Source organism: Desulfovibrio sp. ZJ369, from assembly GCF_011039085.1.
Lineage (GTDB): Bacteria > Desulfobacterota > Desulfovibrionia > Desulfovibrionales > Desulfovibrionaceae > Desulfovibrio.
Genome location: NZ_JAAKEI010000011.1, coordinates 1 through 15857 on the forward strand (window position 1 = coordinate 1; position 15857 = coordinate 15857).

The following is a 15857-nucleotide window of genomic DNA, read 5'->3' on the forward strand; positions in this document are numbered from 1 at the left end:
TGTATCTTTGAGTTAATCCCCCTTTTGTGCGCCCCATATCCTGGCTGCCGCCTTTTGCGCCCATTCCATCATGATGAACCTTTATATATGAGGCATCAATCATAAGCCATTCAAAATCTGGTTCATCTATCAATATTTCGAGAAGTTTTTCCCATACGCCCTTGTCCCGCCAGCGACAAAATCTGCGATGTGTATTTTTCCAGTCACCAAAATCAGGAGGCAAATCCCGCCATGGCGCGCCAGTACGCATAATCCAGAAGACTGCGTTTATGAAGAGACGATTATCCTTTGCAGTTACTCCCCTGACGCCCTCTCTGCCCGGCAAGTGTGGTTTCAAAATTTCCCAAAGGCCATCAGATATATCGTGGCGACGGTGAGCTGGTATCATTCATCCTCCCAGGTTGGTAGAGAGGAAGTAATTATTCGTCAGTAATTATCAAATGACGACACACCCTAGGACTGTTTGCTACTTTCATTGGCAAAACGCTCTAAACAGGCGCGGAGAGAGGCGCTGTCAGCGGCAATGCTGCGGGCGGTCGGCGCTTTCTCGCCGGCACCGTGGCTCACATGGAAAACTCCAGGGCCGCAGAAGAGGATTCGTTTCTCATCTGCGGCTTTTTCGCAAAAAAGTTTTTTCCGTCCTGTAACTCCAACGTAGCAGCTTTGTTCAAGTATTTTATTGTTTGTGCGATCATTCCAGGCTTGTTCAAAAAAGAACGCGTTCTTTTTTCCAGAGACGCCTTGCAACACTGTTGGACATGCGATAATCTGTTTGTAAGCTCTATTTTCTATCACCATGGGGTTTCTCCATGCGGGGAGGCCGCGCAACAGCAAGGAGTCGCTGATGAGCACGGATGTCAAGAGCATGCACATGGGGCAGATTACTTCATTTTTCATTCCCAATGTCACGCTTGTGGGCGAAGGCTGTTCCAAAGAGATTCCCGCGCGCCTGAAAAGCATCGGCGGCGCCAAGCCGCTGATCGTCACTGATCAGGGCATCGTCAAGGCCGGCATCCTGAAGCAGATTACGGATATTCTGGACAAGGCCGGCATGCAGTACGCCATTTTTGATCAGACCGTTCCCAATCCCACGGACAAAAATGTGGAAGCGGCCTATGCCGTGTACCAGAACGAAAAGTGCGACAGCCTGATCACGCTCGGCGGCGGCAGCTCCCATGACTGCGGCAAGGGCGTGGGCTTTCTGGCCGGCAACGGCGGCAAAATCCATGATTACGAAGGCGTGGACAAATCCGCCAAACCCTTCCCGCCGTATGTGGCGGTGAACACTACCGCGGGCACGGCCTCGGAAATGACCCGCTTCTGCATTATCACCGACACTTCGCGCAAGGTAAAAATGTGCATTGTCGACTGGCGCTGCACCCCCAGCGTGGCCATCGACGATCCGCTCCTGATGATGGGCATGCCTCCGGCCCTGACGGCCTCCACGGGCATGGACGCCCTGACGCATGCCGTGGAAGCCTATGTGTCCACCGCGGCCACGCCCATGACCGACGCCTGCGCGGAAAAAGCCATTGAATACATCAACCGCTATTTGCGCCGCGCCGTGGCCAACGGCAGGGATAAAGAAGCCCGCGAGGGCATGTGCTACGCGCAGTATCTGGCGGGCATGGCCTTCAATAACGCCAGTCTCGGCCATGTGCACGCCATGGCTCACCAGCTCGGCGGCTTTTACGATCTGCCGCACGGGGAATGCAATGCCATCCTCCTGCCGCATGTGAGCCAGTACAATCTGATCTCCAGCCGCCGCCGTTTCGCGCGGATCGCGCGCCTGCTGGGCGAGCGCACGGACGGCATCAGCGCCAATGAAGCCTCGCAGAAAGCCATTACCGCCATCAACATTCTCTCCAGGGATGTGGGCATCCCCGACGGTCTGGTGGCTCTGGGCAAAAAGTACGGCAAAAACGTGCGTGAGGAAGATATTCCGATCATGACGGCCAACGCCCAGAAGGACGCCTGCGCCCTGACCAATCCGCGGATCATGACCGACGAGGCCGTGGCCGCCATTTACAGGGCGGCCCTGTAGAGCGTTTTGCTCATGAAATGAGCGAAACGCTCTAAGACGAAGGCCCGCACCGGCCGTGGTCCTCCCCGGCCGGTGCGGGCAAGCGTGCCGTTGCCGCTGCCGGGAAGAACTCCCGGCGCGGCAGAACAGAAAAACGGCATGCGCAGCGACATCCCGTTTTTCCTGTGCAAGCGCCCGCGCTTTGTCTGCGGTTCAGGGGCGGATGATCTTGTCGGCCAGATCCAGACTGGTGACAATATCCAGCATATTGGAGGTCTCCCCCACGGCTTTGGCGGCCAGCAGCCCGTAATGCGCGAGGCATGTGCCGCAGACCAGCACGCTGACGCCGTTTTGCGCCAGAGCCTGCAAGGCCTCCAGGGCCGGCCCCGGCCTGGTGGCCAGCTTGACGCCGCCATTGATCAGAATCAGCCGCCACAGTCGCGGCCCCAGTTCCGGCAGGGTAGCCAGAAAGTTGTCCATCAGCCTGCTGCCCAGGCTGTCGTCGCCCCGGCCGATGGTTTCCGTCGTAATCAGCACCAGAGTTTTCCCTTCTTCGGCGCTGTCCGGCACAGCGCAGCGCCCGATCGAGGTCTCGCTCACGCCTTCTGTTCCGGCGCGCGCCGTGAGCCGCCAGCAGTTTTCGCCCGCCTGTTCACAAGCCACGGCATACCCCCGGCCCGCCAGAAAGCGGCGGACATTCTCCACGGCAGGCTCATTGTCCACCAGGACTTCCAGGCGGCGTTCTCCGGCGTCCGCGGCCGCGCGGCAGCGGATCACCGGCTGGGGGCAGGGGATATTGCGGCAATCAAGGCTTTTCATGGCCAGGCATCTCCTTGTATATTGAGAATTATTTTTATTTACATCAGGTATGCTTATAGCGTATTTTCAAGACGTCCGATAAGCAAGGCAAACGTTGCAGAGGTTGAACGATGGGGATTTTGTTGCAAATCGTGATTATTGCACTGCTGGGGGTGCTGGCCGCCCTGCAGCCGGAAGGCGTCTGGGCCTGGATGATAACGGCGGCGGCCGCCGTCTGCGCGGGAGCCGACGCCTGGCTCTGGCTGAGGGCGGGGCAAAAAAGGGCCGACCTGCTTTCCTTTGCCCAAACATTGCTCGGATCCGATGCTCCGAGTTCTTCCGGGGAGCCCGCGCAACGTTTGCGTCACTGCCTGGAGGCATTGCAGAACGAGCGCCGAAAAGCGCAGGAACAGGCCGCGGCCGCAGCCGAGAGGTTGCGCACTGAGGCGCAGGCTCTGCGGGCCGAGTCGCTTGCCGCGAGCGACCGTGAGAGGACCCTGGCGGACAAGATCTCGCAAAGCGCGCCGGTGCTGGAAAAAGCCCATAATGTCTGCAACAGGCTTTCCACGGAGGTGCGCCGCCTTTCCGAGCTGGTGGGCGATGTGGAGAAAGGCGTGGAGGTGCAGCGTGACCGCCTCGGCGAAACCAGCGCGGTCATGGAACGCGTGGCCGAAGCCGCGCGGGTTTCTTCGGATCGGGTGCGCGGCGTTACGGACAATGCGGAAGCCTCGCGCGGCAAAGCCGTCACCGGAGAAAAAGAAGTGCATGAGGCCGTGTCTTCCATTGAAGAGGTCAAAAGCACGGTCATGCACCTCAAGGAAGCTATGGCCGGGCTGGGAGAAAAAGCCAGCAACATCGGGCAGGTCATGAGCGTGATTAACGAAGTGGCGGATCAGACCAATCTGCTGGCCCTGAATGCCGCCATTGAGGCGGCCCGCGCGGGCGATGCCGGGCGCGGTTTCGCGGTTGTGGCAGACGAAGTGCGCAAGCTGGCCGAAAAGACGATGGGGGCCACCAGGGAGGTTGAGGAAGCTGTTCTGGCCATTCAGGAAGAAACCCGCGTCAATGTGCAGACAGTGGAAAAAGCCGCCCTGCTGATTGTGGAAGGCGCGCAGCGCGCCTCCAGCGCCGGCTCCTTTATGGTCGATATCGTGCGGGACATGGAAGGGACGGCGGAGCATCTGAAAATCATTGCCCAGGGCGCGGCCGAACAGTCGGAGAGCAACGCGCGGACCAACGGCGCGCTGGAGGAAATCCGGGATGTGGCCGAGCGCACGGCCTCCAATATGGAGACATTCACAGCGGCTCTGCTCTCGTTCAAGACCGGCATGGAAGATTTGGACATGATCGTCAATGCCCTGGTGACGGGGGACTACGCCCAGGCTTCCTCGGACAAGTTCGTGCAGTGGACGTCCAAGCTGGATTTGCATGTCCCGGTCATCGACAGGCAGCACAGAATGCTCTGCGGCTATATCAACGAGTTATACACGGCCATGCGCAACAACCGCACCGGCGAGGAGCTGCGGGCCATTGTGAAGAAGCTGCGTGATTATACGGCCTCGCATTTCAGCGAAGAAGAAAAACTTTTTGCGCCTTCAGCCTATCCCGGCACGGCAGAACACAAGGAAATCCACAGAAAATTCGTGGCCAGGCTGGATGAATTTGAAGAACAGCTCAAGAACGGCACGGCCACGGTGAGCATGGATCTGCTGAGCTTCCTCAAGGATTGGCTGATCAACCATATTGCGGGCACTGATCCCGGCTATGTGCCCTATCTGCCGGAGACGGCGCGCTAAAATTGAGGACCGGATCTTTCAAGCGCCCCGAACGGGGCGCTTTTTCCATGTGCGAAAATTCCCCGTCAGGTGGGCTGCGTCAGGTGGTCTGTCCCCCTGCCTGCTGAAGGGGCAGACCACCTGACGGCGCGGGACTGTGCAATATATGAGGGATCGGCGGCTATTTCCTGCACATTTCAAGAAAGTAGCGGTGCAGGCGCACGTCCGGAGTCAGCTCGGGATGAAAAGAGGTTGCCAGCACATTGTCCTGGCGCACGGCCACAGCCTGCCCCTTGACGTTGGCCAGAACCCGCACCCTGGACCCCACGCCGGTCAGCACGGGTGCGCGAATGAAGACCGCCGGAAAAGGCGGGAGGCCGAGTTCCGGCATCTCCAGATCCGTTTCAAAGCTGTCCACCTGGCGGCCGAAGGCATTGCGCCGCACCGTGGCGTCGAGCACGCCCAGCCGGGGCTGGTTCGAGTTCTCGATTTCCCGGCAGAGCAGGATCAGGCCCGCGCAACTGCCATAGACCGGCATGCCCTTTTCAATGCGCTCCCGCAAGGGATCAAGCATGCCCCATTCCACAAGCAGCTTGCCTATGGTGGTGCTCTCGCCGCCTGGGATGATCATGGCGTCAATGCCGCTCATGTCCTTGAGCTGGCGCACTTCGCGCGCTTCGGCTCCCAGGCGGGCCACGGCGGCCGCGTGCTCGCGGAAAGCGCCTTGCAGGGCCAGAACGCCCACAAGCGTCCGGGCCATCTTACCAGCCCCGTTCCTGCATGCGCTCGGCATCCGGGATGGAGGAAATTTCAATGCCCACCATCGGCTCGCCCAGATCTTTGGATATTTCTGCCAACATCGCGTAATCATTATAATTGGTCACGGCCTGCACAATGGCTTTGGCCCGTTTGGCCGGATCGCCGGACTTGAAGATGCCCGATCCCACGAACACGCCGTCACAGCCCAGGTGCATCATCAGGGCCGCATCAGCCGGCGTGGCGATACCGCCAGCCGCAAAGTTGACCACAGGCAGGCGGCCTTCTTTGCGCACGCGCATGGCCACTTCCAGAGGCGCGCCGCACTCCTTGGCGAAATTGGGCACTTCGGCGTCGGGCAGGGCGCAGAGCATGCGGATTTCATCCATGACCTGACGGCAGTGGCGCACGGCTTCCACCACGTTGCCGGTGCCGGGCTCGCCCTTGGTGCGTATCATGGCCGCGCCCTCGGCAATGCGGCGCAGGGCTTCGCCCAGGTTGCGGCAGCCGCAGACAAAGGGCACGGTAAAGTTGCGCTTGTCGATGTGGTAGCGGTCGTCGGCCGGGGTGAGCACTTCGCTCTCGTCAATATAATCCACGCCCAGGGCTTCCAGAATGCGCGCCTCCACAAAATGCCCGATGCGCGCCTTGGCCATTACAGGAATGCTGACCACCTCCATGATCTTTTTGACGATGGTGGGATCAGCCATGCGGGCCACGCCGCCGGCAGCGCGGATGTCGGCCGGGACGCGCTCCAGAGCCATGACGGCGCACGCGCCGGCCTGCTCGGCGATTTTCGCCTGATCGGGAGTGGTGACGTCCATGATCACGCCGCCCTTGAGCATTTCAGCCAGTCCGGTCTTCAGGCGGATGGTGCCCTGTTCCATAATCTCTACTCCTTCTCTGCCGGGTGCGGCCCGACGGGTGATTTGCGGGTAGCCGCTTTGTGGCGGCGATGCTGGCGTGTTTATATGCGATAATCATGCGCCTGACAATATGCCCGAAGGTGGGAAGGATTCACTTAAAAAAACGAATCCTTCCGCCTCAGGCCGGGCTTGTGGCGGACGCGCCGTCGACGTATCCTTTATGGGAGCCGGGCAGGCGCAGTAGTCCTCCAGACCTTTTTGCCGCGCCTCTTTTACGCGTGCCGGGCGGTCCTGCGCTGCCCCGGCACGCAAAGACGGCCGGGCCGCGGGCCCCGCGCGCTGCGCCGCGTCCTGTCCGGGCCGGAAGGCTGAGCTTGAAGTTGCGAAGATGTTACAGCGAATCACAATAGAAGGAGAAGAACATGCAATCCATCCCCTGCCGGAGCTTTCCCCTGATTCCGGCCTGCCTGATCTGGGCCGTTCTGACATTGGCAATGCCGCTTGCGGCTGCAGCCGCTGCGTCGGGCGCGCCTTCAAACGCTGCCGGCAATCCAGCGCGCCCTTTGCGCGTGGCCCTGCTGTTGGAGCACGGAGGCCCGGCAGGCGCGGGCAACAGTTGGACAACACTGCTCAACGCGGGTCTGGACAGGGCGGCCCGGGACTTTTCCCTGCATACCGAAACTCTGGCCGCAGCGCCGGGTACGGATCAGGAGGCTGTTTTCCGCAGGGCCGCGCGCGATTTTGACCTCGTGCTGGTGGCCTCGGACGGCTTTCATACAATTTTGCGCGAAAATGCCGCCAACTTCCGCAACACCTTATTCGGCTGCATTGATGCCGGCATACGCGCGCCCAATATCATGTGCGTGACCTTTGCGGATGAGCAGGCCGCCTTTCTGGCAGGAGCGGCGGCAGCCATGCTGACCGGGCAGACCGGTCTGCCCGGCATTAATCGGGAAAAAATCATCGGCTGGCTGTCCGGCGAGGATGTGCCTGCCATGCGTTCTCTGCTCAACGGCTTCAGCGAGGGCGCGCGCCTGATCGATCCGCAAGTGCGGGTGATCAACACGGTGACCGGCTCCTTCGGCGACGCCGCTGCGGGGCGCGAAAAGGCACGCGGGCTTTTGGAACAGGGCGCGGACGTGCTGGTTCTGGCTGCCGGCCGGGGCAATGCCGGCGCGCTTGAGGAGGTACGGGAGCGCAACGCCTATGCTGTGGGCCTGGATGCCGATCAGCGCGCGCTGCTGCCCGGCCGCATGCTGACCTCCATTCTGAAGGGGGCGGACAAAGCTGTGTATGAAATTGTGGCCGCAGCCGCTGCCAATGGTTTCAGGGGCAAGGAGATCATCGTGTATGACCTGAAGAACGGCGGCGTGGGGATCGCGGATATGGCTCCCTTCAAGGCGGTTGCAGGTAAAAATGCGCCCCCGGATCTGGAACGCCGCCTGAAAGAACTGCGCGGAGAAATTCTTAACGGCTCCATCCGCCTTAAATCCTTGCGTGCAAGGACGCTCTGCGATTGCCGCTGAAACGCCGTTGTTTTTTTCGGCAAGAGCCGCCGCAGTGGAAAAAAAGAAAATTTTGCAGCCACTGACCGCTCTTCCTGAAAAATTATATTTGAAAAGCACTGAAATGCGCCTCCAGGCATTGCTGTTTGAAGTGAAAGCAGGTAAGGCTTTGCCTGACAAGGCGGAAACCGGCGGCAATAATTGTTTTGCGCGCATCACAAGGCAAATTTTTTTGCCATGTTTTATAAGTCGATTTTGCATTGTGAGTCTAATTCGACTCGACATTGAGCAGCCTCCCTGTGACAAACCAAGTCGAATTCGACTTATGAAATTTGAAAAGCCTTGCGCCATGCGCCATGCGACTGAAATAACTATTTGCTATTGCATGGTATCTCCGGCACGTTCGATTTGGCACAAGGCTTGCGTAGACTAAAACGTTCGGAACAGCGTAAAGACGCAGGCGGCAATACTGCCGAGATGCAAACAAAAGTGCGCAGGCGCGGCGGGGCATGCTTGCCGCCCGCTTTGCTCTTCAGCCGCCCCTTGTGACGCGGCACTGTAACGACGATCCCCGTGCTCCTGCCGCATACTCGACCGGAGCCTGAAAATGAGGCGCATTTTTTCCGAAATCTTCTCACCCTTTGGAGGCTCACATGGCTCAGTCTTTTAATGCGGCTGAATTGATTGCCGATGATAAAAAATACGTCTGGCATCACCTCACCCAGCACAAAGTCTTTGAAAAAGCCGATCCCACCATCTTTGTGGAAGGCAAGGGCATGCGGATCAAAGACATCCACGGCAAAGAATATCTGGATGCCGTCTCCGGCGGCGTCTGGACGGTCAACCTCGGCTACGGCAACGAAACCCTGGTCAAAGCCGTGAACGATCAGCTCATGCAGCTCTGCTATTTCGCCAACGGCTACGGCAACATCCCCACCATTAAGTTCTCCAAAAAACTGATTGAAAAAATGCCCGGCATGAGCCGCGTGTATCTTTCCAACTCCGGTTCGGAAGCCAACGAAAAGGCCTTCAAGATCGTCCGCCAGATCTCCCAGCTCAAGCACGGCGGCAAAAAGTACAAAATCGTCTACCGCAACCGTGACTATCACGGCACCACCATCACCACGCTGAGCGCCTGCGGCCAGGAAGAGCGCAAAAACCAGTATGGCCCCTTCACTCCCGGCTTTGTGGAATTCCCGGCATGCTCGGTATACCGCTCGCCCTACCCCGAAGGCACGGCCAATCTGGGCGAAAAGTTCGCGCGCGAGCTTGAAACCGTAGTGCAGAAAGAAGATCCGGACACCGTGGGCGCGGTGATCGTGGAGCCGATCACTGCCGGCGGCGGGGTGATCGTGCCGCCTGACGGCTATTACGAAACCCTCACCGAAATCTGCAAAAAGTACGGTCTGCTGCTGATCATCGACGAAGTGGTCTGCGGTCTGGGCAGAACCGGCAAATGGTTCGGCTACCAGCACTTCAACGTCAAGCCCGACATCGTGACCATGGCCAAGGGCGTGGCCGCGGGCTACGCGCCCATTTCCTGCACGGTCACCACCGAGGAAGTCTTCCAGGACTTCATTGCCGATCCCGCGGATCGTGACAGCTACTTCCGCGACATCAGCACCTTCGGCGGCTGCACCGCGGGCCCTGCCGCCGGTTACGCCAACATCAACTACATGGAAGAGCACAAGGTCCTCGATAATGTGGTCAAAATGGGCGACTACCTGATGGACGGCCTGAAGGCTCTGGAAAAGAAGTACGAAATCATCGGCGACGTGCGCGGCAAGGGCCTGTTCTGCGGGCTGGAGCTGGTCAAGAACCGCGCCACCAAGGAGCCCGTATCCGAAGCCGTGGCCGGTCAGGTTGTGGGCGAATGCATGAAGCAGGGCGTGATCATCGGCAAGACCAGCCGCTGCTTCCGCGAACTGAACAACACCCTCTGCCTGGCCCCGGCGCTGATCGCCACCACGGCCGAGCTTGACGAAGTCCTGAAGGCTCTGGACAAGGCTTTTCAGGTCGTAAAGGCGTAATCGGCGGGCCATTGCCTGTTCCTCACGTCCTTTAGCGCAAATCTACCCGAAGTTTTCCCGCGCCACGCGCGGCGCGGGAAAACACGGAAAAAAACGGGGACAAGCCGAAAGGATGCCGCCGCATCCGGCTTACCCCTGTGCAGCAACGGCAAAGCCCGGCATTTTGCCCGGTTGTTTTGCGGTTGCCCTTGCAAGGCCCGGTCGCACGGGCAGTGATCGCCGTGCCCTGCCAGAGGCAGCCGGAAGAACGCTCCAAAACAATAAGCGGTTCCAACGAAAAGGAGTGCATCCATGAAATTTTCAGGTATGACCATCGGCGTTCCCAAAGAAATCATGCCCGGCGAGGGCCGCGTCTCCTCCACCCCCGAGACCGTGAAAAAGATGGTCGCCGAGGGCGCCACCGTGCTTGTGCAGAAAACAGCCGGCGAAGGCTCCTTTTTCTCCGATCAGCAATATGTGGACGCGGGCGCGTCCCTTGTGGACGGCGCGGAAGAAATCTTTGCCAAAGCCGACGTGATCCTCAAGGTGAAAGAGCCCCTGTTCAACAAGGACGTCAACAAGCACGAGAGCGACATGCTCCGCGACGGGCAGTACCTGATCACCTTCCTGCATCCTGCCGCGCCGGTGAACCGCGAGCCCATGAAAAAACTCCGCGACACCGGCTGCATCAGCCTGACCCTGGACGGCATTCCGCGTATTTCCCGCGCGCAAAGCATGGACGCCCTGACCTCCATGAGCACCGTGGCCGGCTACAAGAGTGTGCTCATGGCCGCCAACTACCTGGGTAAATTCCTGCCCATGGTCGGCACCGCGGTGGGCGTGATCAAGCCCGCCAACGTGGTGGTCATCGGCACGGGCGTGGCCGGCTTGCAGGCCGTGGCCACCGCCAAACGCCTGGGCGCCGTGGTCACAGCCATCGACATCCGTCCCGACGCCGCCGAGCAGGCCAAGTCCCTGGGCGCCAAGGCCTTTGACACCGGCGTGCCCGCCAGCGTGGCCATCGGCGAGGGCGGCTACGCCCAGCGTCTGCCCGAAGAATGGCTGGCCAAGGAAATCGAGGCCATCAAGCCTGTGATCAAGGACGCCGACGTGCTGATCCTCTCCGCGCTGATTCCCGGCAAGCTGGCGCCTGTGCTGATTACCGAGGAAATGGTCAAATCCATGGCTCACGGCTCGGTCATCGTGGATATCGCCATTGACCAGGGCGGGAACTGCGCGCTGACCGAAGCCGGCGAGGAAGTGGTGCGCCACGGCGTGACCATCAGCGGTATCAAGAACATCCCCGGCATGCTGCCCACCAGCTCCACCTGGATGTTCGCCAACAACATTTACAACCTGCTGGCCTACCTGGCCAAGGACGGCAAGATCGTGCTGGATCGCAACGATCCCATCGTTGCTTCCACCCTGACCACCATCAATAAGGAAATCGTGCACGCCGGCGCCAAAGAAGCCGGGCTGTAGGCAATTGCGGAGCATGAGAAGCTTGCTTCTCATGCCCCCGGCTCCTGCGCCGTTGCGGCGCAGGAGCCGCATCAACCATACGGAGGCGTCCCCTTGAGCACATTCATTCTTTTACTGGTCTTCATTGCTTCGCTGGTCATCGGCTACAAGGTACTCAGCCATATTCCAAGCCTGCTGCACACGCCGCTGATGTCCAGCATGAACGCGCTCGACGGGGTCATCATTCTCGGCGCCCTGACGGCCACCCATCTGGCCGGTTCCACCGTGGGCGTGTTCCTGGGCGCTTTCGGCATTGCACTGGCCGTGACCAACGTCTTCGGCGGTTTTGACATCACGCACAAGATGCTGAAAATGATCGCGGGCAAAAAGCGCTAGCAGGCTCTTTTCGCTGACGTCCCGAATGACCCCTAAAGATAGAGAGTTGTTTGCGAAATGAGCACACTATACTACAATATCATTGCCGCGGTCCTCGCCCTTGCCATTCTTTACGGCCTGCACCTGATGAGCAACGTCCAGACGGCCGTGCGCGGCAACAAGCTGTGCGCCATATCCATGGCCCTTGCCATCCTCATCACCATGTACAGGGACAGTTCGCTCGGCTCTCCGGCCCTTTGGGTGGCCATAGCGTTGGGCACGGCATTCGGACTGTTTTTGTCCAACAAGGTGAAGATGATCCAGATGCCGCAGCTGGTGGCCTTTCTGCACGGCTTCGGCGGCGGCGCGGCGGCCATCGTGGGCCTGATCATGCTTCTGGACGTGGGCACCGCCTCCGCATTCCACCGCATTGACGCCTGCCTGGCGCTCTGTTCGGGCATGACGACCATCGCGGGTTCCTTTGTGGCCGCGGGCAAACTGCATCAGCTCCTGCCGCAAAAACCCATTGTGCTGACCAATCACAGCAAGATCATCAACGTCATTCTGGGCGTGATGCTCGTCTCCCTGTGCATTTACAACATTGCACCGAATTTTCTCCCCTCGTTTTTCATTTTCCTGATGTTCGCCACGGGCATTCTCTTCGGCATCGTCTTCACCATTCGCGTGGGCGGCGCGGACATGCCCATCACCATTTCGCTGCTCAACTCCATGGGCGGCATTTCCTGCGCCATTGCGGGCTTTGCCGTGGCCGACCCGCTGCTTATCGCCGTGGGCGGCATCATCGGCTCCGCCGGTCTGATGCTCACGCGCGTCATGTGCAAGGCCATGAACCGCACGCTGATGCCCATCCTGCTGGGTCAATCCTCCGTAACCGGCAAGCCCGCCGCTCCGGTCGCGGCCGCGCCCAAGACATCCGCGCCCAGGGCATCCGCGCCCAAGGCCGAAGCGGCCGCGCAATCCGCCGGGCAGAAAGACGCTGCCATCGCCCAACTGCTGACCACGGCCAAAAACGTGATCATCGTGCCCGGTTATGGCATGGCTCTGGCCCAGGCCCAGCACAAGGTCAAGCAACTGGCCGACGCCCTGGAAGCCAGAGGCGCAAAGGTCGAATACGCCATTCATCCGGTGGCGGGCCGCATGCCCGGGCACATGAACGTGCTTCTGGCCGAAGCCAATGTCGATTATGAGCATTTGCTGGAAATGGACACCGTCAATCCCATGTTCCCGGACGCGGATCTGGTGATTGTGGTGGGCGCCAACGACGTGGTCAATCCGGCGGCCAATACGGCCGAGGGAACGCCCATTTACGGCATGCCCATTCTGGAGGCGGACAAGGCCAAGGCCGTGATCATCTGCAATTATGACGAAAAGCCGGGTTACGCGGGCGTGCCCAATCCGCTGTACACCAAGCCCGGCGTCTTCATGCTGCTGGGCGACGCGGCCAAGACCGTGGCGACGCTGGCAGGCTATGCCGCCGGGCAGGCTCCGGCCGCCGGGGCGCAAACGAACGTCGCGCCCAATGCCGATGCCCAGGCCGCCCAACTGCTGACCACGGCCAAAAACGTGATCATTGTGCCCGGCTACGGCATGGCTCTGGCCCAGGCCCAGCACAAGGTCAAGCAACTGGCCGACGCCCTGGAAGCCAGGGGCGCAAAGGTCGAATACGCCATTCATCCGGTGGCGGGCCGCATGCCCGGGCACATGAACGTGCTTCTGGCTGAAGCCAATGTCGATTATGAGCATCTGCTGGAAATGGACACCGTCAACCCCATGTTCCCGGACGCGGATCTGGTGATCGTGGTGGGCGCCAACGACGTGGTCAATCCGGCGGCCAATACGGCCGAGGGAACGCCCATTTACGGCATGCCCATTCTGGAGGCGGACAAGGCCAAGGCCGTGATCATCTGCAATTATGACGAAAAGCCGGGCTATGCGGGCGTGGACAATCCGCTGTACACCAAGCCCGGCGTGATCATGATGCTCGGCGACGCGGCCAGGACCGTGGACAATCTTGTCAAGCTGGCTTCCGGTTCCGCGCCCGTGGCTGCGGCCCAGGCGGACGTCGCGCCCGATGCCGATGCCCAGGCCGCCCGACTGCTGACCACGGCCAAAAACGTGATCATCGTACCCGGCTACGGCATGGCTCTGGCCCAGGCCCAGCACAAGGTCAAACAACTGGCCGACGCCCTGGAAGCCAGGGGCGCAAAGGTCGAATACGCCATTCATCCGGTGGCGGGCCGTATGCCCGGCCACATGAACGTGCTTCTGGCTGAAGCCAATGTAGAGTATGAGCATTTGCTGGAAATGGACACCGTCAACCCCATGTTCCCGGACGCGGATCTGGTGATCGTGGTGGGCGCCAACGACGTGGTCAATCCGGCGGCCAATACGGCCGAGGGAACGCCCATTTACGGCATGCCCATTCTGGAGGCGGACAAGGCCAGGGCCGTGATCATCTGCAATTATGACGAAAAGCCGGGCTACGCGGGCGTGGACAATCCCCTGTACACCAGGCCCGACGTGATCATGATGCTCGGCGACGCGGCCAAGACTGTGGACAATCTCGTCAAGCTGGCTTCCGGTTCCGCGCCCGTGGCTGCGTCCGAAGCGCCCAAAAAGGAAGCCGCGCAAGATGCCCTGCAGGCCCTGAAGACCGCCAAAAACGTGATCATCGTGCCCGGTTACGGCATGGCTCTGGCCCAGGCCCAGCACAAGGTCAAACAACTGGCCGACGCCCTGGAAGCCAGAGGCGCAAAGGTCGAATACGCCATTCATCCGGTGGCGGGCCGCATGCCCGGGCACATGAACGTGCTTCTGGCTGAAGCCAATGTAGAGTATGAGCATCTGCTGGAAATGGACACCGTCAACCCCATGTTCCCGAACGCGGATCTGGTGATCGTGGTGGGCGCCAACGACGTGGTCAATCCGGCGGCCAATACGGCCGAGGGAACGCCCATTTACGGCATGCCCATTCTGGAGGCGGACAAGGCCAAGGCCGTGATCATCTGCAATTATGACGAAAAACCGGGTTACGCGGGCGTGGACAATCCCCTGTACACCAGGCCGGGCGTAACTCTGATGCTGGGCGACGCAAGCGCCTCCTTGGACAAACTTCTGGCAATGGTGCGCTAAGCACGTCAACTGCAAACAAACGGGGCGGCATGACTGCAGCTCTGCCGCCCCGCAGGGACGAGAATATGTCTGTTGTTGTGTCGGTGCATGTGCTTTCTTTCACATTCTGACGCCCTTCGGTTCAAAGGAGATGACAATGCTCAAATAATCCACAATGCTAGTAAGCTTGACAGCAGCGCCGGAGAACACCGGGCGCTTGCAGAGAGGCGAGAGCTTGAGGCCGCCGGGCAGATGTTCCGGAGAGCGGCCAACAACACCTGTAATGGACTGATTTTTTTTCTTTTTACAGTTTTTACGGTTTAGGCGAACCCCGGGCCGGGGTTCCTGAAGGAGTTCCACACGTCAACAGAAGGAGCTGCCAGTGCCCTGTCAGGATGAAGCTGACGTCAAAATCCGGGTGAATAATCTCACCAAGCGTTTTGGCGATCTCACCGTTCTTGATGGCATCAATTTCACCATCAAAAATGGAGAGCTGCTGGCCATCGTCGGCCCCACCGGTTGCGGCAAGACTACATTTTTGAACTGCCTTTCCAAACTCATGCCCGCCACTGAAGGCGATATTCTTATCGACGGGCAGGAAGCCAACCCCAAAAAACACAATATCGCCTATGTCTTTCAGGAGCCCACCTGCCTGCCCTGGCGCACGGTGCGCGAAAACGTGGCCTACGGCATGGAGGTCAAAGGCGTCGGCAAAGAGGAACGCTTCCAGCGCGCCTCGGACATTATGGACCTTGTGGGCCTTTCCTCCTGCGCCGATCTTTACCCCAATCAGGTTTCAGCCAGCATGATGCAGCGCATCGCGGTTTCCCGCGCCTTTGCGGTGAACCCCGACCTCTTGCTGATGGACGAGCCTTACGGCCAGTTGGACGTGAAGCTGCGCTTCTACCTTGAAGACGAACTGGTCAACCTCTGGCAAAAGCTGAACAGCACCATTCTCTTTGTCACCCACAACATTGAGGAGGCTGTCTATGTGGCCGAGCGCATCCTTGTGCTGACCAACAAGCCCACCAAGGTCAAGGCGGAAATCCAAGTGGATCTGCCCCGCCCCCGCAAACTCATCGACCCCAGATTTGTGGAACTGCGCAGGCAGGTCACGGAGCTTATCCGCTGGTGGTAGGCTTTGGCCCGCCCCCGCA

At 59.8% G+C, this 15857-nt stretch carries 14 protein-coding genes; 9 read left to right on the forward strand and 5 right to left on the reverse strand.

Annotated features, from left to right (window positions below):
- Window positions 1-388: IS5 family transposase (locus G7Y51_RS05415; RefSeq protein ID WP_165175354.1), on the reverse strand; the 388-nt coding region annotated here is incomplete at its 3' end.
- Window positions 389-453: 65 nt separating this feature from the next.
- Window positions 454-798, reverse strand: a complete 345-nt coding sequence (locus G7Y51_RS05420) for a hypothetical protein (RefSeq protein ID WP_165175355.1) — start codon at window positions 796-798, stop codon at window positions 454-456.
- A gap of 46 nt (window positions 799-844) precedes the next feature.
- Here G7Y51_RS05420 and G7Y51_RS05425 point away from each other — a divergent pair, with 46 nt between their 5' ends.
- Window positions 845-2044: an iron-containing alcohol dehydrogenase gene (locus tag G7Y51_RS05425; protein WP_165175356.1), complete on the forward strand. Its 1200-nt coding sequence runs from the start codon at window positions 845-847 to the stop codon at window positions 2042-2044.
- A 192-nt stretch (window positions 2045-2236) separates the two neighbouring features.
- On the opposite strand, the gene yedF is transcribed toward G7Y51_RS05425, so the two are convergent.
- On the reverse strand, window positions 2237-2842 hold the full coding sequence (gene yedF, locus G7Y51_RS05435) for a sulfurtransferase-like selenium metabolism protein YedF (protein ID WP_165175358.1): 606 nt from the start codon (window positions 2840-2842) through the stop codon (window positions 2237-2239).
- A gap of 110 nt (window positions 2843-2952) precedes the next feature.
- On the opposite strand from yedF, the gene G7Y51_RS05440 reads away from it, so the two are divergent.
- Window positions 2953-4617: a bacteriohemerythrin gene (locus tag G7Y51_RS05440; RefSeq protein ID WP_165175359.1), complete on the forward strand. Its 1665-nt coding sequence runs from the start codon at window positions 2953-2955 to the stop codon at window positions 4615-4617.
- A gap of 160 nt (window positions 4618-4777) precedes the next feature.
- On the opposite strand, the gene pdxT is transcribed toward G7Y51_RS05440, so the two are convergent.
- The gene (pdxT, locus tag G7Y51_RS05445) at window positions 4778-5356 is read right to left on the reverse strand and encodes a pyridoxal 5'-phosphate synthase glutaminase subunit PdxT (protein WP_165175360.1); all 579 of its coding nucleotides are present in this window, start codon (window positions 5354-5356) and stop codon (window positions 4778-4780) included.
- A gap of 1 nt (window position 5357) precedes the next feature.
- Window positions 5358-6239 (reverse strand): pyridoxal 5'-phosphate synthase lyase subunit PdxS, encoded by an 882-nt coding sequence (pdxS, locus tag G7Y51_RS05450; protein ID WP_165175361.1) that lies wholly within the window; start codon window positions 6237-6239, stop codon window positions 5358-5360.
- 401 nt (window positions 6240-6640) lie between these two features.
- Here pdxS and G7Y51_RS05455 point away from each other — a divergent pair, with 401 nt between their 5' ends.
- From G7Y51_RS05455 to G7Y51_RS05490, 7 genes are all read left to right on the forward strand, one after another.
- A complete protein-coding gene (locus G7Y51_RS05455) occupies window positions 6641-7744 on the forward strand; it encodes a BMP family ABC transporter substrate-binding protein (RefSeq protein ID WP_165175362.1) in 1104 nt (367 codons plus the stop codon).
- A 34-nt stretch (window positions 7745-7778) separates the two neighbouring features.
- Window positions 7779-8156: a hypothetical protein gene (locus G7Y51_RS05460; protein ID WP_206214255.1), complete on the forward strand. Its 378-nt coding sequence runs from the start codon at window positions 7779-7781 to the stop codon at window positions 8154-8156.
- A gap of 220 nt (window positions 8157-8376) precedes the next feature.
- Complete coding sequence (locus tag G7Y51_RS05465; RefSeq protein ID WP_165175364.1) at window positions 8377-9753, forward strand: aminotransferase class III-fold pyridoxal phosphate-dependent enzyme; 1377 nt, start codon at window positions 8377-8379, stop codon at window positions 9751-9753.
- Between the two features lie 291 nt (window positions 9754-10044).
- Window positions 10045-11214, forward strand: a complete 1170-nt coding sequence (locus G7Y51_RS05470; RefSeq protein WP_165175365.1) for an NAD(P) transhydrogenase subunit alpha — start codon at window positions 10045-10047, stop codon at window positions 11212-11214.
- Window positions 11215-11307: 93 nt separating this feature from the next.
- Complete coding sequence (locus G7Y51_RS05475) at window positions 11308-11589, forward strand: NAD(P) transhydrogenase subunit alpha (protein WP_165070815.1); 282 nt, start codon at window positions 11308-11310, stop codon at window positions 11587-11589.
- Window positions 11590-11646: 57 nt separating this feature from the next.
- Window positions 11647-14721, forward strand: coding sequence for an NAD(P)(+) transhydrogenase (Re/Si-specific) subunit beta (locus tag G7Y51_RS05480; RefSeq protein WP_165175366.1), 3075 nt, complete (start codon window positions 11647-11649; stop codon window positions 14719-14721).
- Window positions 14722-15082: 361 nt separating this feature from the next.
- Window positions 15083-15838, forward strand: a complete 756-nt coding sequence (locus tag G7Y51_RS05490; protein WP_165072592.1) for an ABC transporter ATP-binding protein — start codon at window positions 15083-15085, stop codon at window positions 15836-15838.
- Window positions 15839-15857 lie beyond the last annotated feature (19 nt).